This is a genomic window from Streptomyces sp. NPDC032091, from assembly GCF_055580265.1.
In genome coordinates, this window is the sequence record NZ_JBVILR010000007.1 from 82,451 (window position 1) to 97,941 (window position 15,491).

Annotated in this window: 17 protein-coding genes, 1 tRNA gene and 1 pseudogene; 14 read left to right on the plus strand and 5 right to left on the minus strand. The window is 73.0% G+C overall.

The window, feature by feature from the left end:
- The first annotated feature begins 1 nt into the window (after position 1).
- Both ACZ5NJ_RS13820 and ACZ5NJ_RS13825 read left to right on the plus strand, forming a co-directional pair.
- On the plus strand, positions 2 to 298 hold the full coding sequence (locus ACZ5NJ_RS13820; RefSeq protein ID WP_008740979.1) for a type II toxin-antitoxin system VapB family antitoxin: 297 nt from the start codon (positions 2 to 4) through the stop codon (positions 296 to 298).
- A gap of 111 nt (positions 299 to 409) precedes the next feature.
- The gene (locus tag ACZ5NJ_RS13825) at positions 410 to 1,075 is read left to right on the plus strand and encodes a LytR C-terminal domain-containing protein (RefSeq protein ID WP_468765046.1); all 666 of its coding nucleotides are present in this window, start codon (positions 410 to 412) and stop codon (positions 1,073 to 1,075) included.
- Between the two features lie 16 nt (positions 1,076 to 1,091).
- On the opposite strand, the gene upp is transcribed toward ACZ5NJ_RS13825, so the two are convergent.
- The gene (gene upp, locus ACZ5NJ_RS13830) at positions 1,092 to 1,727 is read right to left on the minus strand and encodes a uracil phosphoribosyltransferase (protein WP_344160647.1); all 636 of its coding nucleotides are present in this window, start codon (positions 1,725 to 1,727) and stop codon (positions 1,092 to 1,094) included.
- 191 nt (positions 1,728 to 1,918) lie between these two features.
- On the opposite strand from upp, the gene ACZ5NJ_RS13835 reads away from it, so the two are divergent.
- From ACZ5NJ_RS13835 to ACZ5NJ_RS13880, 10 genes are all read left to right on the plus strand, one after another.
- Positions 1,919 to 2,875, plus strand: a complete 957-nt coding sequence (locus ACZ5NJ_RS13835) for a universal stress protein (RefSeq protein WP_468765047.1) — start codon at positions 1,919 to 1,921, stop codon at positions 2,873 to 2,875.
- Positions 2,876 to 3,020: 145 nt separating this feature from the next.
- Complete coding sequence (locus ACZ5NJ_RS13840) at positions 3,021 to 3,224, plus strand: hypothetical protein (RefSeq protein WP_468765048.1); 204 nt, start codon at positions 3,021 to 3,023, stop codon at positions 3,222 to 3,224.
- Positions 3,225 to 3,440: 216 nt separating this feature from the next.
- On the plus strand, positions 3,441 to 3,992 hold the full coding sequence (locus tag ACZ5NJ_RS13845; RefSeq protein ID WP_468765049.1) for a tRNA adenosine deaminase-associated protein: 552 nt from the start codon (positions 3,441 to 3,443) through the stop codon (positions 3,990 to 3,992).
- A gap of 146 nt (positions 3,993 to 4,138) precedes the next feature.
- Positions 4,139 to 4,567, plus strand: coding sequence for a tRNA adenosine(34) deaminase TadA (gene tadA / locus ACZ5NJ_RS13850; RefSeq protein ID WP_468765246.1), 429 nt, complete (start codon positions 4,139 to 4,141; stop codon positions 4,565 to 4,567).
- An 89-nt stretch (positions 4,568 to 4,656) separates the two neighbouring features.
- Positions 4,657 to 4,741: transfer RNA gene (locus tag ACZ5NJ_RS13855), tRNA-Ser, on the plus strand.
- 89 nt (positions 4,742 to 4,830) lie between these two features.
- On the plus strand, positions 4,831 to 5,121 hold the full coding sequence (locus ACZ5NJ_RS13860; RefSeq protein ID WP_468765050.1) for a hypothetical protein: 291 nt from the start codon (positions 4,831 to 4,833) through the stop codon (positions 5,119 to 5,121).
- A gap of 348 nt (positions 5,122 to 5,469) precedes the next feature.
- Positions 5,470 to 5,631, plus strand: coding sequence for a hypothetical protein (locus ACZ5NJ_RS13865; RefSeq protein WP_167747595.1), 162 nt, complete (start codon positions 5,470 to 5,472; stop codon positions 5,629 to 5,631).
- Positions 5,632 to 5,859: 228 nt separating this feature from the next.
- The gene (locus ACZ5NJ_RS13870; RefSeq protein ID WP_468765051.1) at positions 5,860 to 6,738 is read left to right on the plus strand and encodes an RNA polymerase sigma factor SigF; all 879 of its coding nucleotides are present in this window, start codon (positions 5,860 to 5,862) and stop codon (positions 6,736 to 6,738) included.
- 232 nt (positions 6,739 to 6,970) lie between these two features.
- Positions 6,971 to 7,810, plus strand: a complete 840-nt coding sequence (locus tag ACZ5NJ_RS13875; RefSeq protein WP_395512098.1) for an RNA polymerase sigma factor SigF — start codon at positions 6,971 to 6,973, stop codon at positions 7,808 to 7,810.
- Positions 7,811 to 7,872: 62 nt separating this feature from the next.
- Positions 7,873 to 8,700, plus strand: a complete 828-nt coding sequence (locus ACZ5NJ_RS13880; protein ID WP_468765052.1) for a hypothetical protein — start codon at positions 7,873 to 7,875, stop codon at positions 8,698 to 8,700.
- Positions 8,701 to 8,715: 15 nt separating this feature from the next.
- Here the strand turns inward: ACZ5NJ_RS13880 and ACZ5NJ_RS13885 are convergent, their stop codons facing one another.
- Complete coding sequence (locus ACZ5NJ_RS13885) at positions 8,716 to 8,949, minus strand: hypothetical protein (RefSeq protein WP_468765053.1); 234 nt, start codon at positions 8,947 to 8,949, stop codon at positions 8,716 to 8,718.
- A 70-nt stretch (positions 8,950 to 9,019) separates the two neighbouring features.
- On the opposite strand from ACZ5NJ_RS13885, the gene ACZ5NJ_RS13890 reads away from it, so the two are divergent.
- Both ACZ5NJ_RS13890 and ACZ5NJ_RS13895 read left to right on the plus strand, forming a co-directional pair.
- The gene (locus ACZ5NJ_RS13890; protein ID WP_468765054.1) at positions 9,020 to 9,496 is read left to right on the plus strand and encodes a MarR family winged helix-turn-helix transcriptional regulator; all 477 of its coding nucleotides are present in this window, start codon (positions 9,020 to 9,022) and stop codon (positions 9,494 to 9,496) included.
- Between the two features lie 82 nt (positions 9,497 to 9,578).
- Positions 9,579 to 11,153, plus strand: a pseudogene (locus tag ACZ5NJ_RS13895) (MDR family MFS transporter); the annotation flags it as partial.
- Between the two features lie 17 nt (positions 11,154 to 11,170).
- Here ACZ5NJ_RS13895 and ACZ5NJ_RS13900 read toward each other — a convergent pair.
- The 3 genes from ACZ5NJ_RS13900 to ACZ5NJ_RS13910 all read right to left on the minus strand — a co-directional run bounded on the left by ACZ5NJ_RS13900 (position 11,171) and on the right by ACZ5NJ_RS13910 (position 15,489).
- Positions 11,171 to 11,776 carry a TetR/AcrR family transcriptional regulator gene (locus ACZ5NJ_RS13900; RefSeq protein ID WP_468765247.1) on the minus strand — a complete coding sequence of 202 codons (606 nt, stop codon included), beginning with the start codon at positions 11,774 to 11,776 and terminating at the stop codon, positions 11,171 to 11,173.
- Positions 11,777 to 11,905: 129 nt separating this feature from the next.
- A complete protein-coding gene (locus ACZ5NJ_RS13905; RefSeq protein ID WP_468765055.1) occupies positions 11,906 to 14,218 on the minus strand; it encodes an ArnT family glycosyltransferase in 2,313 nt (770 codons plus the stop codon).
- A complete protein-coding gene (locus ACZ5NJ_RS13910) occupies positions 14,215 to 15,489 on the minus strand; it encodes a bifunctional glycosyltransferase family 2/GtrA family protein (protein ID WP_468765056.1) in 1,275 nt (424 codons plus the stop codon). Before ACZ5NJ_RS13910 ends, ACZ5NJ_RS13905 begins: the two co-directional genes overlap by 4 nt.
- Between the last annotated feature and the right edge of the window lie 2 nt (positions 15,490 to 15,491).

Below are 15,491 nucleotides of genomic sequence, written 5' to 3' on the forward strand. Positions count from 1 at the left end.
TGTGATCTTCAAGCGCATCGGTAGCGGACGGCCGTACCCCGACCACGGCAGGGAAACCACCCGGCAGTGGGCGGACGTCGCCCCGCGCCCGGTCCGGCTGGACCAGCTCGTGACGACCAAGGGACAGCTGGACCTGGAGACGCTGCTCGCCGAGGACTCCACCTTCTACGGCGACCTCTTCGCGCACGTCGTGAAGTGGCAGGGCGACCTGTACCTGGAGGACGGGCTGCACCGCGCCGTGCGCGCGGCCCTCCAGCAGCGCCAGGTCCTGCACGCGCGTGTCCTCGAAATGGACTGACCCGCCACCGGCCGGGGCGGACCGGGCACCGGTTGCGCCTTTCGGGTCTGCCTGACCCGATCAACAGATCATTTAGTAGGCATCGTTCCGGTACGGCACTACGCTGCGCCCATGAGCATGCTCACTCCCCCCGGCATGGGCGGAAAGTACCGCGTCACGGGGACCGCCTACCCCCGTATGAGCCGGCCCCCGCGCCGCCGGAAGCTCGTGTTCGCCCTGCTCGGATCGGTTCTCGCGCTGGCCCTGCTCGGCTACGGGGCGCTGCAGCTCATCGACGTGTTCCGGGGCGGCGACAAGGGAACCGCCGCGGCCGCGAAGGACTGCCCGACGAAGGCCCCGGCCTCCGCCTCCCCCGCCGCCGCGCACCCCGGCCCGGCCGCTTCCGGCGCCCCCGCGGCGGTCCTGCCACAGCCCGGCCAGATCACCGTCAACGTCTACAACGCCACCCCGCGCGCGGGCCTCGCCAAGGCCGTCGGCGACGAGCTGAAGAAGCGCGGCTTCACCGTCGGCCGCGTCGGCAACGCCCCCGCCGACTTCGACAAAAAGGTCCCCGGGCCCGGGATACTGCTCGGCTCCCCGCGCACCGACAAGGCGGCGTACTCCGTCCTCGGCACCCAGCTCGCCGGCGTCACCCAGCAGACGGACACGCGCGAGGGCGCGGACATCGACCTGATCCTGGGCGACTCCTTCAAGGAGCTGAACACGAAGGAGGACGCGGACAAGGCGCTGGCCGTCCTGGCCAACCCCGCGCCCGCGCCCTCCCCGAAGAAGTGCTGACCGGCGGACCGGTGCGCTACTCGGCCGAGCCGTACATGCGGTCACCCGCGTCGCCGAGGCCCGGCACGATGTAGCCGTGCTCGTTGAGGCGCTCGTCCACGGCGGCCGTCACGACCGTCACCGGCGTCCCCGCGAGCTCGCGCTCCATGACCTCGACGCCCTCGGGCGCGGCCAGCAGCACCACGGCGGTCACGTCGTCGGCGCCGCGCTTGATGAGCTCCTGGATCGCGGCGACCAGCGTGCCGCCGGTGGCCAGCATCGGGTCCACGACGTAGACCTGGCGCCCGGAGAGGTCCTCGGGCATGCGCGTCGCGTACGTGGAGGCCTCCAGGGTCTCCTCGTTGCGGACCATGCCCAGGAAGCCCACCTCGGCGGTCGGCAGCAGCCGGACCATGCCGTCCAGCATGCCGAGGCCGGCGCGCAGGATCGGGACGACCAGCGGGCGCGGGTGCGACAGCTTGACGCCGGTGGTCGGGCCGACCGGGGTCATGATGTCGGACTGCTCGGTGCGCACGTCGCGGGTGGCCTCGTACGCGAGGAGCGTCACCAGCTCGTCCGCGAGCCGCCGGAACGTGGGGGAGTCGGTGCGCTTGTCGCGCAGCGTGGTGAGTTTGTGCGCCACCAAGGGGTGATCGACGACCTGCAAACGCACAACATCCTCCAAGACTCAGCCGGGCTTCGACCTGCGATCTGCGACCTGCGACCCTGCTACCTGCGAAAAACGGCCGCCTGTTCGCGACCTGCTGCCAAAAGGCTACGCGGTGGAAGGGGCGCGGCGCGTCCCGCGCGCGCCCCCGGCCCCCTCCGGATGCGGGCCGCCGCGCCGCCCGGCAGCCTGGACGGGTGAGCAACGGCCCCAGGAGCGGCGGAGTGGTGATCGCCGCCGTCGACGGTTCCGACCACAGCCTGCGCGCCCTGGAATGGGCACGGCTGGCCGCCCTGCGCCACGACGCCGGCCTGATGGTCGCGCACGTCCTGCCCGACACCTCCCAGCTGTACGCCGGCCGCCGCTCGGCCCTGCACCACCCGAACGAACCCGAGGAGTACGCCGACCCCGTCGGCGACCGGATCCGCGCCCTGCTGGAGTCGGGCCCCGAGCTCCCGCCGGAGGTCCGCTACGAGGCCCTGGAGGGCTCCGTACCCGAGGCGCTGCGGGCGGTCAGCGGCGAGCGGGAGACCCTGATGCTGGTGATGGGCTCCCGGGGGCGCGGCGGGTTCGCCGCCCTGCTGCTGGGGTCCAGCAGCCGCGCCGTGGCCACCACCGCGGCCTGCCCGGTGGTGGTCGTCCCGCACGAGGAGCGGGCCGTGCGGGACGCCGAGGGGGCTTCGGCCGGGCGGGTGGTGCTCGGGCTGCACGCCGCCGAGACGCCCGAGGACGTACTGGCCTTCGCGTTCGCGGAAGCCGCCGCCCGGGGGACCACCGTCCAGGTGGTCTCCGCGTACGCCCTGCCGCCCGGGCCGATGATGGTGATCGACAGCCCCTTCGCGGTGATCCCGCCCGAGGCCCTCGCCGACGGCGCGGACGGGGTGCCGGCCGAACGGGAGATGCTGCGGGCCCAGACGGAGCGGCTGGCTCCGCTGCGGGCCGGTCACCCCGACGTGCCGGTCGAGCAGGCCGCCGTGCCGGGGGACGCGGCCGGGCGGCTGGTGGAGGCGTCCCGGTCGGCCGCTCTGGTGGTGGTGGGCCGCCACCATCCGCGTCCGCGGTCGCTGCTGATCGGGTCGGTGGCGCACGCCGTCCTCACGCACGCGCACGGCCCGGTGGCCGTCGTACCGGCGCTCCACGACGACGGGGCGTGAGCTGACCCCTCAGCCTGCCCCTGCTCTGACCTGGGCCGATCCGGGAGGGGGTGGCATCAAACGCGCCGACGGGGGGAAGGTGGGAGCCGGGGGTCTGCTTCGCGCCGGCGGAGGAGGACGACCGGACCAGCCTGGGGTGGTGCCGATGCCCAAGACACAGCCCGTGAACGACGCCAAGGGGAGCGAGCCGGACGACCCGCCGGAAACGGCGGCGCAGCGCAGGGCGCGACGCGCGCAGTTCCTGCGCGACCTGATGGAGGCCCGGGCGCTGCGCGACCGGGTGCAGCCCCGGCGTGCCCGCGCGGCACGGATGCGCCAGCAGATGCGGATGCGTACGTTCCGTTGGTGACGGGCACGATGCCGACGGCAGCCACCGGCCCCTGACCGGTCCTCCGCCCGGCGCCGCGACACGGCCGCCGCGCGGAAGACCTCTCGCAAAGCCGCTGTTTCTGCCACGATGCCGATTGGGCGGGGTGCGAACAGCTTGTGTCACGACCGTTCACACCCCATCCTCCGGCCGGGGGGACCTCCAACCGGCACGCCTATGACCAGTGGGAGAGTCACGGTGTATTTCGCCGCACTGCTCGCGCGCACCGAAGACGGGTGGGAAGCGAGCGACCTGGAACTCGACGACGTCGAGTCCCTCAGTGATCTGATCGATCTCGCACGTTCCGCCGCTGTCGACGACGACACGGTGGTCGCCCTCATCGAGCAGGAGGACGCCTGGTTCGGCGTCGTCCGCGTGGACGGAGAGGAGGACCCCCGGTACTTCGTGTCGAACGCCTCCGCCGCCGACCGGAGCTCCTACGGATCGATGCTGACCAAGGAGCTGCTGGGCAGCGTCGACGAGGACGACGAACTCGACGAACTGGACCTGGACGGCACCGAGGACGGGGAGGACGAACCCGTCGCCGCCTACGCCGACGAGGAGGACGAGGACACGGACGACCGGAAGGGACCCGGCTCCGAGCCGGTGCCGGCCGGCCCGCTCGGCGACCCCCGGCTGCTGGACGACCTCGGGGTCGGCCACACGCAGCTGATGTCCCTCGACGGCGACGCGCTCACCGAGATCGCCGAGTCGCTCGGCGCCACCGAGGTGCTGGAGGCCGTCCGCTAGTGATCGCCGCGCACGACCTCACGCACGACCCGCACGACCCGCAGCACCCGCACGACCCGCACGAAGCACAGAACGCACAGAACGCACAGACCGCACGGGCCGCACAGAACGCCGGGGACCCCGTACGGGATCCCTGGCGGGAGCCCATGCGCCTGGCGCTCCGGGAGGCGGCCCTGGCCGTGCCGGCCGGTGACGTACCGGTCGGGGCCGTCCTCCTCGGACCGGACGGCGCCGTCCTCGCCACCGGGCACAACGAACGGGAGGCCGTCGCGGATCCCACGGCGCACGCCGAGGTACTGGCGCTGCGCCGGGCGGCCGCCCGGCTCGGGGAGTGGCGGCTCACGGGGTGCACCCTGGTGGTCACCCTGGAGCCGTGCGTGATGTGCGCGGGCGCGCTCGTCCAGTCCCGGGTGGCCCGGGTCGTCTTCGGCGCGGGTGACGAGAAGGCGGGCGCGGCGGGGTCGCTGTGGGACCTCGTACGGGACCGCAGGCTCAACCACCGGCCGGAGGTGATCCGCGGGGTGCTGGAGGAGGAGTGCGCGCGGCAGCTGACGGAGTTCTTCCGGGACCGGTGAGCACGGTGGCGGGCCGGGGGCGGCCAGTGAGCAGGGCCACTCGGCCGGAAGTTGCGAAGCACTCCCCACCATCGGCTAGGATCTCTCTCGGTGGTGTGTCCGAGTGGCCGAAGGAGCTCGCCTCGAAAGCGAGTATGGGGCAACCCATCGGGGGTTCAAATCCCTCCACCACCGCTCTGGAAACGAGAGCCCCGGTTCGTACGAACCGGGGCTCTCGTGCGTGCCCACCGTGACCGGGCGTCGGCTCGGCCGTTGGACACGGCATGACCAAGACCCAGCGCATCCTCGCCGCCTTCGCCCTCGCGGGGGCCGCCGCGGGCCTCGCCGCACCTGCCGCCTCCGCCGCGCCGCCCGCCCCGCTCACCCTCCCGGACCTGCCCACGGCCGCGCCGGGCATGCCCGCGGGCGCCACGCCGGCCTCCGTCCAGGACATCGGGGCGAAGGTCGCCGAGGGGGCCAACCAGCTCAACCAGCTCATGACCCTGCCGGACCAGCTCCAGCCCGCCATCGCCCCCGTGGCGCCCGTGGTCGACCTGCTCGGCGCCATCCAGTGACACGAAGAAGGCCCCGGCCGGAGCCGGGGCCTTCCACGTGGACGGGGGAAGTGACATCGGGGGGACACGTCACTTCCCCCGATGAGGACGGAACCCGCCGACCCGAGCCGCAGTCAGGGGGGAAGCTCGCGGCTCGGACCCCGCAGTGAGGTCCTGTCCCTCACCCACCGGTTTCCTGCCAGAACCGGTGGGCTCGTGTTCCATCCTCCGCCTCCCGCGACCGGACACCCAGCGGCAAAGGGCCCGTACGACAGGGCCATTGGTCCTTAAAGGACAGGTGAGTGTCCCTACCTGACCGGTTAGACTCACCCGACTTCGCAGTACCGGTTGGGGAGGCCGACACCGCACATGGACACCAAGAAGCTCATCACGGGCGCCCTCACGGTGTTCGTCCTCTTCGTGATCATCACCCAGCCCAAGCGGGCGGCCGAGATGGTCGGAATAGGCTTCCAGGGCATATCGGATGCCGCCTCCGGCATCGGCGAGTTCATCACCGAACTGGTGACCTGAACCCGTACGCTGAAGCGATTTCCGGACATCCAGGCCCCCCACTCCACGGGTGGGGGGCCTTTCGCGTTCGCGTTTCGCGTTCTCACCGGTAAAAAGAATACCCCTAAATGCCCAACTTGCCCTCAACACGGCTATATACGGTGCTTGCACACAGTGCACATCTCTTGTGATGCTATGACCGCTTTTGACGGATGAGACGGATGAGTTGATCGAAGGGGTGGCGTGACCGTGCCGGCCAGTACTGCGCCTCAGGTGCCTCCCCAGCAAGAGTTCCGCCAGGAACAGCCGCAGGAGCTTCCCCCCGAGCCCCCGGAACCCGCCGCGGTCGCACCGCGGCCGCAGGGCCGGGGCGCCGACACCCGGGCCCTGACCCAGGTCCTCTTCGGCCAGCTGAAGGGGCTGGAACCGGGCACCAGCGAGCACAACCGGGTGCGCGGGGCCCTGATCGAGGCCAACCTCCCGCTGGTGCGGTACGCGGCCGCCCGCTTCCGCAGCCGCAACGAGCCGATGGAGGACGTGGTCCAGGTCGGCACCATCGGGCTGATCAACGCGATCGACCGCTTCGACCCCGAGCGCGGGGTCCAGTTCCCCACCTTCGCCATGCCGACCGTCGTGGGCGAGATCAAACGATACTTCCGCGACAACGTCCGCACCGTCCACGTCCCGCGCCGCCTCCACGAGCTGTGGGTGCAGGTCAACGCCGCCACCGAGGACCTCACCACCCTCCACGGCCGCACCCCCACCACCCCCGAGATCGCCGAGCGGCTGCGGATCGGCGAGGACGAGGTGCTCTCCTGCATCGAGGCCGGCCGCAGCTACCACGCGACCTCCCTCGAAGCCGCCCAGGAGGGCGACGGGATGCCCGGGCTGCTCGACCGGCTCGGCTACGAGGACCCCGAGCTGGCCGGCGTCGAGCACCGCGACCTCGTCCGCCACCTGCTCGTCCAGCTGCCCGAACGCGAGCAGCGGATCCTCCTGCTGCGCTACTACAACAACCTGACGCAGTCGCAGATCAGCGCCGAGCTCGGGGTCTCCCAGATGCACGTCTCCCGGCTGCTCGCGCGCAGCTTCGCCCGTCTGAGATCCGCAAACAGGATCGAGGCTTAACCCCCTCGGGTGGAGCCCGGCCCGCGATTCCCTACAGAACCGGCTCATTCCGCTCGGTCGGCCGTCTGTCGCTGGAGATACTTGTCGACATGGCGCTACAGCGTGTTGCCGACATGTGACATTCTGCTGGAACCGCGTTTGCCGCAGCCCCGCCTCCGGTATTCAGGTGGAGGCTGCGTTCCTCCGACGGGACGCGCCGATACGCGACCGTCCGCGACCTCAAGGGGGTGGCATGTCCGTAGACCAGGGCAGCTCCAAGGTGCTCACGCTCGTCGAGCGTGAGCTGCCGGCAGTGGCCGACCGCTCGGAAGCCATCGACACCCGCACCCTCTCCCGCTCCCTCTTCCAGCGACTCGCCACCCTGGACCCGGACAGCCCCGAACGGGCGTACGTACGCGACACCCTGATCGAGCTGAACCTGCCGCTGGTGCGCTACGCGGCGGCCCGGTTCCGCAGCCGCAACGAGCCGATGGAGGACATCGTCCAGGTCGGCACCATCGGCCTGATCAAGGCGATCGACCGCTTCGACTGCGAACGCGGAGTCGAGTTCCCGACGTTCGCGATGCCGACCGTCGTGGGCGAGATCAAACGATTCTTTAGGGACACTTCCTGGTCCGTCCGCGTCCCGCGCCGGCTCCAGGAACTGCGCCTCGCGCTGACCAAGGCCAGCGACGAACTCGCCCAGCGCCTGGACCGGTCCCCGACCGTGCCGGAGCTGGCGGCCGTCCTCGGCGTCAGCGAGGAGGAGGTCGTCGACGGCCTCGCCGTCGGCAACGCCTACACCGCCTCCTCGCTCGACTCCCCCTCCCCGGAGGACGAGGGCGGCGAGGGCTCGCTCGCGGACCGGCTCGGGTACGAGGACACCGCCCTCGAAGGCGTCGAGTACCGCGAGTCGCTGAAGCCGCTGCTGGCCAAACTCCCGCCCCGGGAGCGGCAGATCATCATGCTGCGGTTCTTCGCGAACATGACCCAGTCGCAGATCGGCGAGGAGGTGGGCATCTCCCAGATGCACGTCTCCCGGCTGCTGACGCGGACTCTGGCACAGCTGCGCACCGGCCTGATCGGCGAGTAGCCGCCCGGACCGCCGCGGGGCGCGGGGTTCACATTTGACAGAGCGTCAGGAACACTGGCGCGATGCGAACGGGATCCCGCGCGGCGCGCAACCGCGCCCTGGCCCTGGCCCTGTGCTGCACGGCCGCCGCCGCCCTCACCGGCTGCGGCGGCCCGGCCCGCGACGGCTACGCCGCCGTGGGCGCCGCGGCCCCCGGGCCCGAGCGGGACGCGGGGGAGAACGTACCGCCGCGGGGGCGGGTGGAGTACGAGCCGATCGCGTCGGCCGGCTCGGCCCCTCCCGCGAGCGCTTCCGCCTCTACGACGCCCGGCGCGCCGGGGTCCCCGCCCGGCGGGGGCTCCGCTCAGGGCGGAGCGACGGCCACCGCCCGGCCCGGCTCCGACCCCGCACCCGGCACCCCGCCGCCCCCGGGCACCCCGGCAACCCCACCCGGCGCCGGGGGCGCGGGCAGCGGCACGGGCAGCCCAGGCGGCTCAGGCAGCACGGGCGGACCCGGCAGCCCAGGCGGCTCCGGAGGCACGGGCGGCTCGCAAGGCCCAGGCAGCTCAGGCGGCTCGGGAGGCACCACGCCCCCGCCCGCCACTCCGGCACGCCTCACGCTCGGCACCCCGGCCCGTACGGCCGCGTCCGACCGCTGGTGCGAGCACGTCACGGTGACCTTCACCAACACCGGCACCACCGCGGCCCGTTCCGGCACGGTCACCTTCGCGACGCACGTCATCGGCGCCCTCGGCATCGACTGGGCCACGGTCACCACGGCCCAGCCCCTGCCCGCCCCCCTCGCGGGCCGGAGCTCCGCGACCCGGACCTACACGGTGTGCGTCGACGCCTGGCGGGTGCCCCTCGGCATGCACGTGGAGACCCGCGAGGTCACCGCGACCTGGAGCTGAGCCGGCCTCGGCACCTCAGTGGAGCACCACCCACAGCGCGGCCCCCAGCATGAGCACGAGCGCCAGGACCAGGGCGATCCTGCCCCCGGACAGGGCACCCGACTCCTTGGGCTTGCGGCGCGAGCCCGGCACGGTCGGGGTGCGGGCCGCCTGGTCCTCGCCCTCCGCCACGAACGCGCGGAACATCTGAGTGCTGCCGGCGGGGTCGTAGGAGCCCTCGGCCTCGGGTGAGTCGTGCTGTGCGGACATGGCTGGACCCTAGCGGGTTTTCCGATTCCTTTACCGCCGCATCCCCGGAATTCATTTGCCTGTAGCAACCATGCTCTTCTATGGTTGCCCTAAGCAACAAGATGGGGGCGGTCCGGTGGTCACGCAGGCGGCGCAGAACACCCGGTACGAGGAGCTGGCCCGCCAGCTCACCGGCATCGGGGCGGTCAAGCGCGACCTGGCCCGGACCCTGCCCCCGCACTGCCCGCCCGGCGCCGCCGCCGTCCTCACCGTGCTCGACCGGCACGGCGAGATGCGGCTCAGCCGGCTCACCGAGTTCATGGCCGTCGACATCTCCGTCAGCAGCCGGCACGTCGCCCACGTGGCACAGCGCGGCTGGATCGACCGGGAGACCGACCCCGGAGACGGCCGCTGCCGGATCCTGCGCCTGACCGACGAGGGGCGTGCCGTGCTCGCCGAGCTCGGCGCCCGCTACACGGACGCGCTGGAGAAGGCCCTGGCCGACTGGTCGGCCGAGGACATCGACGCACTCAACACCCTGCTGGCCCGACTCCGATCGAGCTTCTAGGCAAAGGAAACACATGGCTACGACCACACCCTCCGGTGTGCGGGGAGGCGGCCAGTCGGAGACCACGTCCGACGGCGCGCCCATGACCCACTCCCAGATCATGAAGGCGCTGTCCGGGCTCATGCTCGGCATGTTCGTGGCGATCCTGTCCTCCACGATCGTCTCCAACGCGCTGCCCCAGATCATCAGCGACCTCGGCGGCACCCAGTCCTCCTACACCTGGGTCGTCACCGCCGCCCTGCTGTCGATGACGGCCGCGACCCCCCTGTGGGGCAAGCTGTCCGACCTCTTCAGCAAGAAGCTGCTCGTCCAGATATCCCTGGTGATCTACGTCCTCGGCTCCGTGGTCGCGGGCCTGTCCCAGAACACCGGCATGCTCATCGCCTGCCGCGTCGTCCAGGGCATCGGCGTCGGCGGTCTCTCCGCCCTCGCCCAGATCGTGATGGCCGCGATGATCTCCCCGCGCGAGCGGGGCCGCTACAGCGGCTACCTCGGCGCCGTCTTCGCCGTCGCCACCGTCGGCGGCCCGCTGCTCGGCGGCGTCATCACCGACACCTCCTGGCTCGGCTGGCGCTGGTGCTTCTACGTCGGCGTGCCCTTCGCGGTGATCGCCCTGATCGTGCTCCAGCGCACCCTGCACCTGCCGGTGGTCCGCCGGGACGTGAAGGTCGACTGGCTGGGCGCGTTCCTGATCAGCGGCGCCGTCTCACTGCTGCTGATCTGGGTGACGCAGGCCGGCGACTCGTACGACTGGATCTCCTGGACCACCCTGGCGATGACCGGCGGCGCCGTCGTGCTCGGCCTGCTGTTCCTCCTCGTGGAGTCCCGCGCGAGCGACCCGATCATCCCGCTGCGGCTCTTCCGCAACAAGACCATCAGCCTGGCCTCCGGCGCGTCGCTCTTCGTCGGCATCGCGATGTTCTCCGGCACGGTCTTCTTCAGCCAGTACTTCCAGCTGGCCCGCGGCGAGTCCCCCACCATGTCGGGCATCCTGACCATCCCGATGATCGGCGGCCTGTTCGTCTCCTCCACCGTCTCCGGCCAGATCATCACCAAGACCGGCAGGTGGAAGGCCTTCCTGGTCTCCGGCGGCGTACTGCTGACCGCGGGCCTCGGGCTGCTGGGCACCCTGCGCTACGACACCCCGTACTGGCGCATCGCCCTGTTCATGGCGCTGACCGGCCTCGGCCTCGGCATGATGATGCAGAACCTGGTCCTCGCCACCCAGAACCAGGTCGCCCCGCAGGACCTCGGTGCGGCCAGCTCCGTCGTCACCTTCTTCCGCTCCCTCGGCGGCGCCATGGGCGTCTCGGCGCTCGGCGCGGTCATGGCCAACCGGGTCACCCACTACGTCAAGGACGGGCTGGCCGCACTCGGCCCGAAGGCGGCGGCCCTGGGTCACGGCGGCACCGGGGGCGGGATCCCCGACCTCGACAAGCTGCCCGCGCCGCTGCGGCAGGTCATGGAGTCCGCGTACGGGCACGGCGTCGGCGACGTCTTCCTCTACGCCGCGCCGAGCGCGCTGCTCGGGCTGGTGCTGGTGGTCTTCATCAAGGAGGTCGCGCTGAAGTCGAAGCCGGCCGCCCACACCCCGAGCGCCGAGGGCACCACCGCCGGGAGCCCGGCGCGGTCCTCCGACGGGGCCCCGGAGACGGCCTCGGACCGGGCCCCGTCTCAGGCCTGAGCCCGTCGGACGGGCGCCTTGGCCTCGATGCCCGCGATGAGGACGTCGAGCGCCAGGGCGAAGTCCGCCTCGGGCACCGGCCGGACCGCGCCGCCGCAGCCGTGCAGGGCGCAGCCCCGCAGGAACTGAGACACGGCCAGGTGGGCGCCGGTACGGCCGGCGTCCGCCAGGCCGGCGGCCTCCAGCAGCCGGTGCAGGGCGGCGTCGAAGGCCCGCGCGTGCGGGCCGATGTTCGGGTAGAACGCGCTGAGCGGAGCCACCCAGGGGTGCTCCGCCAGCAGCCCGCGGTAGCCGCGGGCCAGCGCCTGCAGCCGGCTCGGCCAGGGCTCCTCCGGGGGCGGACCGGCCGGCAGGCGCAGCCGGCCCAGGGCACTGTCCAGGGCCAGTTCGAGCAGATCGTGCTTGGTGTCCACGTACCAGTACAGGGACATCGCGGTGACGCCCAGCTCGGCCGCGAGCCTGCGCATGGAGAAGCGGCCGAGCCCTTGCGCGTCCAGCAGCCGCACGGTGGCGTCCGTGATCCGGTCCCGGTCCAGGCCCGAGGGGGCCTCGGTACGGCGTCTGACGGGGGCGGCGGGCCTCACGGCCAACCACACACTGGTCCTGGCCCCGCCCGGATCGGCCTCGGTCACCATCGAGGTGCCCTCCTCGTCACAAGGGGATCAGCCCGGAATGCCCGGTCCGCCCTCTTGATGCTAGGGGGTGCCGCGTGGATCGGGGCCGGTTCAGGACGTGCCGACCGCAGGGGCCGTCAGGTCGTAGAAGGCGGCCCCGCCGATGGTGACCTCCTTGAACGTGGCCTTCACCCAGTTCTCCACCGCCGTACTGGTCGACCCGCCCGGACCTCCCGGTCCGCCCGCGCGGCCGCCTGTACGTGACTCCCCGCCGGCCGCGAGGCCGCCCTGGGCGATGAACCAGTGGATCTTCCCGGCCTTCACGTACGCCTTGAACTGCTCCAGGGTCGGGGACGGGTCGCTGCCGTTGAACCCGCCCAGCGGCATCACGGGCCGCCCTGAGGCCAGCTGGTAACCGGCGGCGTTCTGCGAGCCGATGGCCGCCGCGGCCCAGGTGTAGCGGCCGGCGTCGGCGCGCAGCGCCGCCTTGGCCCCGGCGGAGACCCGGGGCCCGTCGAGCAGCCCGCCGGCACCACCCTGCACGCCCCGGCCGCCGGCGCGGCCACCCCGGCCCGCCGCACCGGCCGCGCCACCCGCGCCTGCCGCACCGCCCGTACCGCCCGGGCCGCCCGTGCCGCCCGTGCCGCCCGCCTGGCCGAAGCCGGTCCCGGCGCCCGGCGGGAAGCCCTGCGGCACACCGCCCTGGGGGCCGCCCTGCGGCGCCCCTTGCGGGGCCCCTTGCGGCGCCCCGCCCCCCGGGCCGCCCCCCGGCAGGCCCGGGAGACCGCCCCGGAAGCCCTCCCCGGCCGGGCCGAAGCGCATCCCGCCGGGACCGCCCCGTCCGCCGGCCACCGCCGGACCCGCCGTCACGATCGACCCGGTGTGGCCGGTGCCGATGGTGGTCAGGCAGTACGCGAACGGGCCCGCCAGCGCCGCGCCCATCCCCAGGGCGGCCACCACGAGCAGCACCCGGCGGCCCAGCCTGGCGGCGAACGGCAGCGCGGCGGCGGCCGTCAGCCCGGCCGCCAGTACCGTCCAGCGCAGCCACGGCAGATAGCCGGACGAGCGGCCGAGCAGCACGAACGACCAGACGGCGGTCAGGGCGAGGGTCCCGGACAGGGTGAGCGCGGCGGCCCGGCCGCCCCGCTCCTCCCAGAGCACGGCCACGCCCATTCCCACCAGCGCGGCCACGAACGGGGCCAACGCGACCGTGTAGTACTCGTGGAAGATGCCCTGCATCCAGCTGAACACCACGGCGGTGATCAGCAGGCAGCCGCCCCAGGCCAGGAAGGCCGCACGGGCCATGCTCGGGAGGGAGTCGGTGGCCCGGCCGGCCCGCCAGGTCACCACCAGCCCGGCCACCAGCAGCACCAGGGCCGCGGGCAGCAGCCAGGAGATCTGGCCGCCGACGTTCGCGGAGAACAGCCGGCCCACGCCGGTCTCCCCCCAGCCCCCGCCGCGCGGGCCCGGCCCGCCCTCGGGCAGCCCGTACGCCCCGAACCCGCCGGCCGCCCCGCCGGTACGGCCGCCGCCCACGCTGCCGGTCTCGTTGCCGCTCAGCCGGCCGAGCCCGTTGTAGCCGAAGGTCAGCTCCAGGACGGAGTTGTGCTGGGAACCGCCGATGTACGGGCGGGAGGAGGCGGGCCACAGCTCCACGACGGCCACCCACCAGCCCCCGGCGACCACCATCGCGGCCCCGGCGAGCAGCAGCTGGCCGAGCCGGCGGCGCAGCCGGGTCGGCGCGCAGACGGCGTACAGCACGGCCAGCGGCGGCAGGATGACGAAGGCCTGGAGGGTCTTGGTCAGGAAGCCCAGGCCGATCGCCGTGCCGGCGGCCACCAGCCACCCGGTCCGCGCGCCGTCGAGGGCGCGCAGCACGCAGTACACGGTGGCGGTGAGCAGCAGCGTCAGCAGCGCGTCGGGGTTGTTGAAGCGGAACATCAGCGCGGCGACGGGCGTGAGCGCGAACGCGGCCCCGCCGGTCAGGGCGGCCGCGGGCCCGAACTGGCGGCGCACGGCCGCGTACAGGACGGCGGTGGTGGCGACGCCCATCAGGGCCTGCGGGACGAGGATCTGCCAGGAGCCGAGCCCGAACATCCGGACCGACAGCATCATCGGCCACAGCGCGGCCGGGGGCTTGTCGACGGTGATGGAGTTCCCGGCGTCCGAGGAGCCGAAGAAGAAGGCCTTCCAGCTCTCGGAGCCCGCCTGTACGGCGGCCGAGTAGAAGGAGTTGGCGTAGCCGGAGGCGCCGAGGTTCCACAGCAGGAGCACGGCGGTGGCGAGGAGCAGCACCGCGTACGCGGGCCGTTCCCAGCGGGGCCGGCCGGTGGCGGCCCGTCGCACGGCGCGGGCCGCGGCCCGGTCCGGGGCGGGGGCCCGCTCGGGGAACGGGGAGTCGAGGGGCGGGTGGGCCGTGGTCATCGGTGGTCGTCCTTCAGGGGAACGGATGCGGTGCGGCGCTCGGGGAAGACCCAGGCGCGGAAGAGCAGGAACCGCAGCACGGTGGCGGCGAGGTTGGCCGTGATCAGCACGGCCAGTTCGGTGCCGTGGGCGGGGTCGTCGGTGGCCGCGCCGAGGGCGGCGAGCGAGCCGCTGGTCAGGGCCAGTCCGATGGCGAACACCACCAGGCCCTGGGCCTGGTGGCGCAGGGCCCGGTCCCGTCCTCGCACGCCGAAGGTGAGCCGGCGGTTGGCGGCGGTGTTGGCCACGGCGGAGACGAGCAGGGCGGCGGCGTTGGCGGCCTGTGGTCCGGCGCCGAGCCGGAAGAGGGAGTACAGGGCGAGGTAGCAGAGCGTGGACAGCACGCCGACCGCGCAGAAGCCGAGCAACTGGCGGGCCAGCCCGCGCGGCAGCCCGGGCAGGGCCGTGCGGTCGCGCGGGTCGTCGCCGAAGGGGCGGGCGAGCCGGTCCAGGGGGAGCGCCCCCAGGGCCAGGGCCCGGCCCACCCGCCAGACGCCCTTGAGGTCCTCGGTGGCGGTCCTGACGAGGTGGACCGTGGAGTCGGGGTCGTCGACCCAGTCCACGGGCACCTCGTGGATGCGCAGCCCGGCCCGCTCGGCGAGGACCAGCATTTCGGTGTCGAAGAACCAGCCGGTGTCCTCGACGAGCGGCAGCAGCCGCTGCGCCACCTCCCGCCGGATCGCCTTGAACCCGCACTGGGCGTCGCTGAAGCGGGCGGCGAGCGAGGAGCGCAGCAGCAGGTTGTAGGCGCGGGAGACGAACTCCCGCTTCGCTCCGCGCACCACGCGTGAGGAGCGGGCGAGCCGGGTGCCGATGGCCAGGTCGGAGTGACCGGAGATCAGCGGGGCGACCAGCGGGAGCAGCGCGTTCAGGTCGGTGGAGAGGTCCACGTCCATGTAGGCGAGGACGGGTGCCTCCGAGCGGGTCCAGACGGTGCGCAGCGCCCGGCCGCGGCCCTTCTCCTCCAGCCGGACGCCGTGCACGCCGGGGACGGCGACGGCGAGTTCGGCCGCGATCTCGGGGGTGCGGTCGGTGCTGGCGTTGTCGGCGATGGTGATGCGGAAGGGGTACGGGAAGGTCCGGGTGAGGTGGGCGTGCAGCCTTCTCACGCAGGGGCCGAGGTCCTTTTCCTCGTTGTAGACCGGGATCACCACGTCGAGTACGGGCTCGCCGGGCGCGGGCGCGAGGGGCGCCCGGGCCGGGAGGGCGTCGGAGGAGGTGTCGGTTGGCATGC

Bases quoted from the DNA above. Each gene is read 5' to 3' on its own strand.
- ACZ5NJ_RS13880 (WP_468765052.1), top strand. From the start codon at position 7,873: ATGCGAACGGGATCCCGCGCGGCGCGCAACCGCGCCCTGGCCCTGGCC.
- ACZ5NJ_RS13905 (WP_468765055.1), bottom strand. From the start codon at position 14,218: ATGACCACGGCCCACCCGCCCCTCGACTCCCCGTTCCCCGAGCGGGCC.
- ACZ5NJ_RS13825 (WP_468765046.1), top strand. From the start codon at position 410: ATGAGCATGCTCACTCCCCCCGGCATGGGCGGAAAGTACCGCGTCACG.
- ACZ5NJ_RS13890 (WP_468765054.1), top strand. From the start codon at position 9,020: ATGCTCTTCTATGGTTGCCCTAAGCAACAAGATGGGGGCGGTCCGGTG.
- ACZ5NJ_RS13865 (WP_167747595.1), top strand. From the start codon at position 5,470: ATGGACACCAAGAAGCTCATCACGGGCGCCCTCACGGTGTTCGTCCTC.
- ACZ5NJ_RS13910 (WP_468765056.1), bottom strand. From the start codon at position 15,489: ATGCCAACCGACACCTCCTCCGACGCCCTCCCGGCCCGGGCGCCCCTC.
- ACZ5NJ_RS13840 (WP_468765048.1), top strand. From the start codon at position 3,021: ATGCCCAAGACACAGCCCGTGAACGACGCCAAGGGGAGCGAGCCGGAC.
- tadA (WP_468765246.1), top strand. From the start codon at position 4,139: ATGCGCCTGGCGCTCCGGGAGGCGGCCCTGGCCGTGCCGGCCGGTGAC.
- ACZ5NJ_RS13860 (WP_468765050.1), top strand. From the start codon at position 4,831: ATGACCAAGACCCAGCGCATCCTCGCCGCCTTCGCCCTCGCGGGGGCC.
- ACZ5NJ_RS13885 (WP_468765053.1), bottom strand. From the start codon at position 8,949: ATGTCCGCACAGCACGACTCACCCGAGGCCGAGGGCTCCTACGACCCC.
- ACZ5NJ_RS13875 (WP_395512098.1), top strand. From the start codon at position 6,971: ATGTCCGTAGACCAGGGCAGCTCCAAGGTGCTCACGCTCGTCGAGCGT.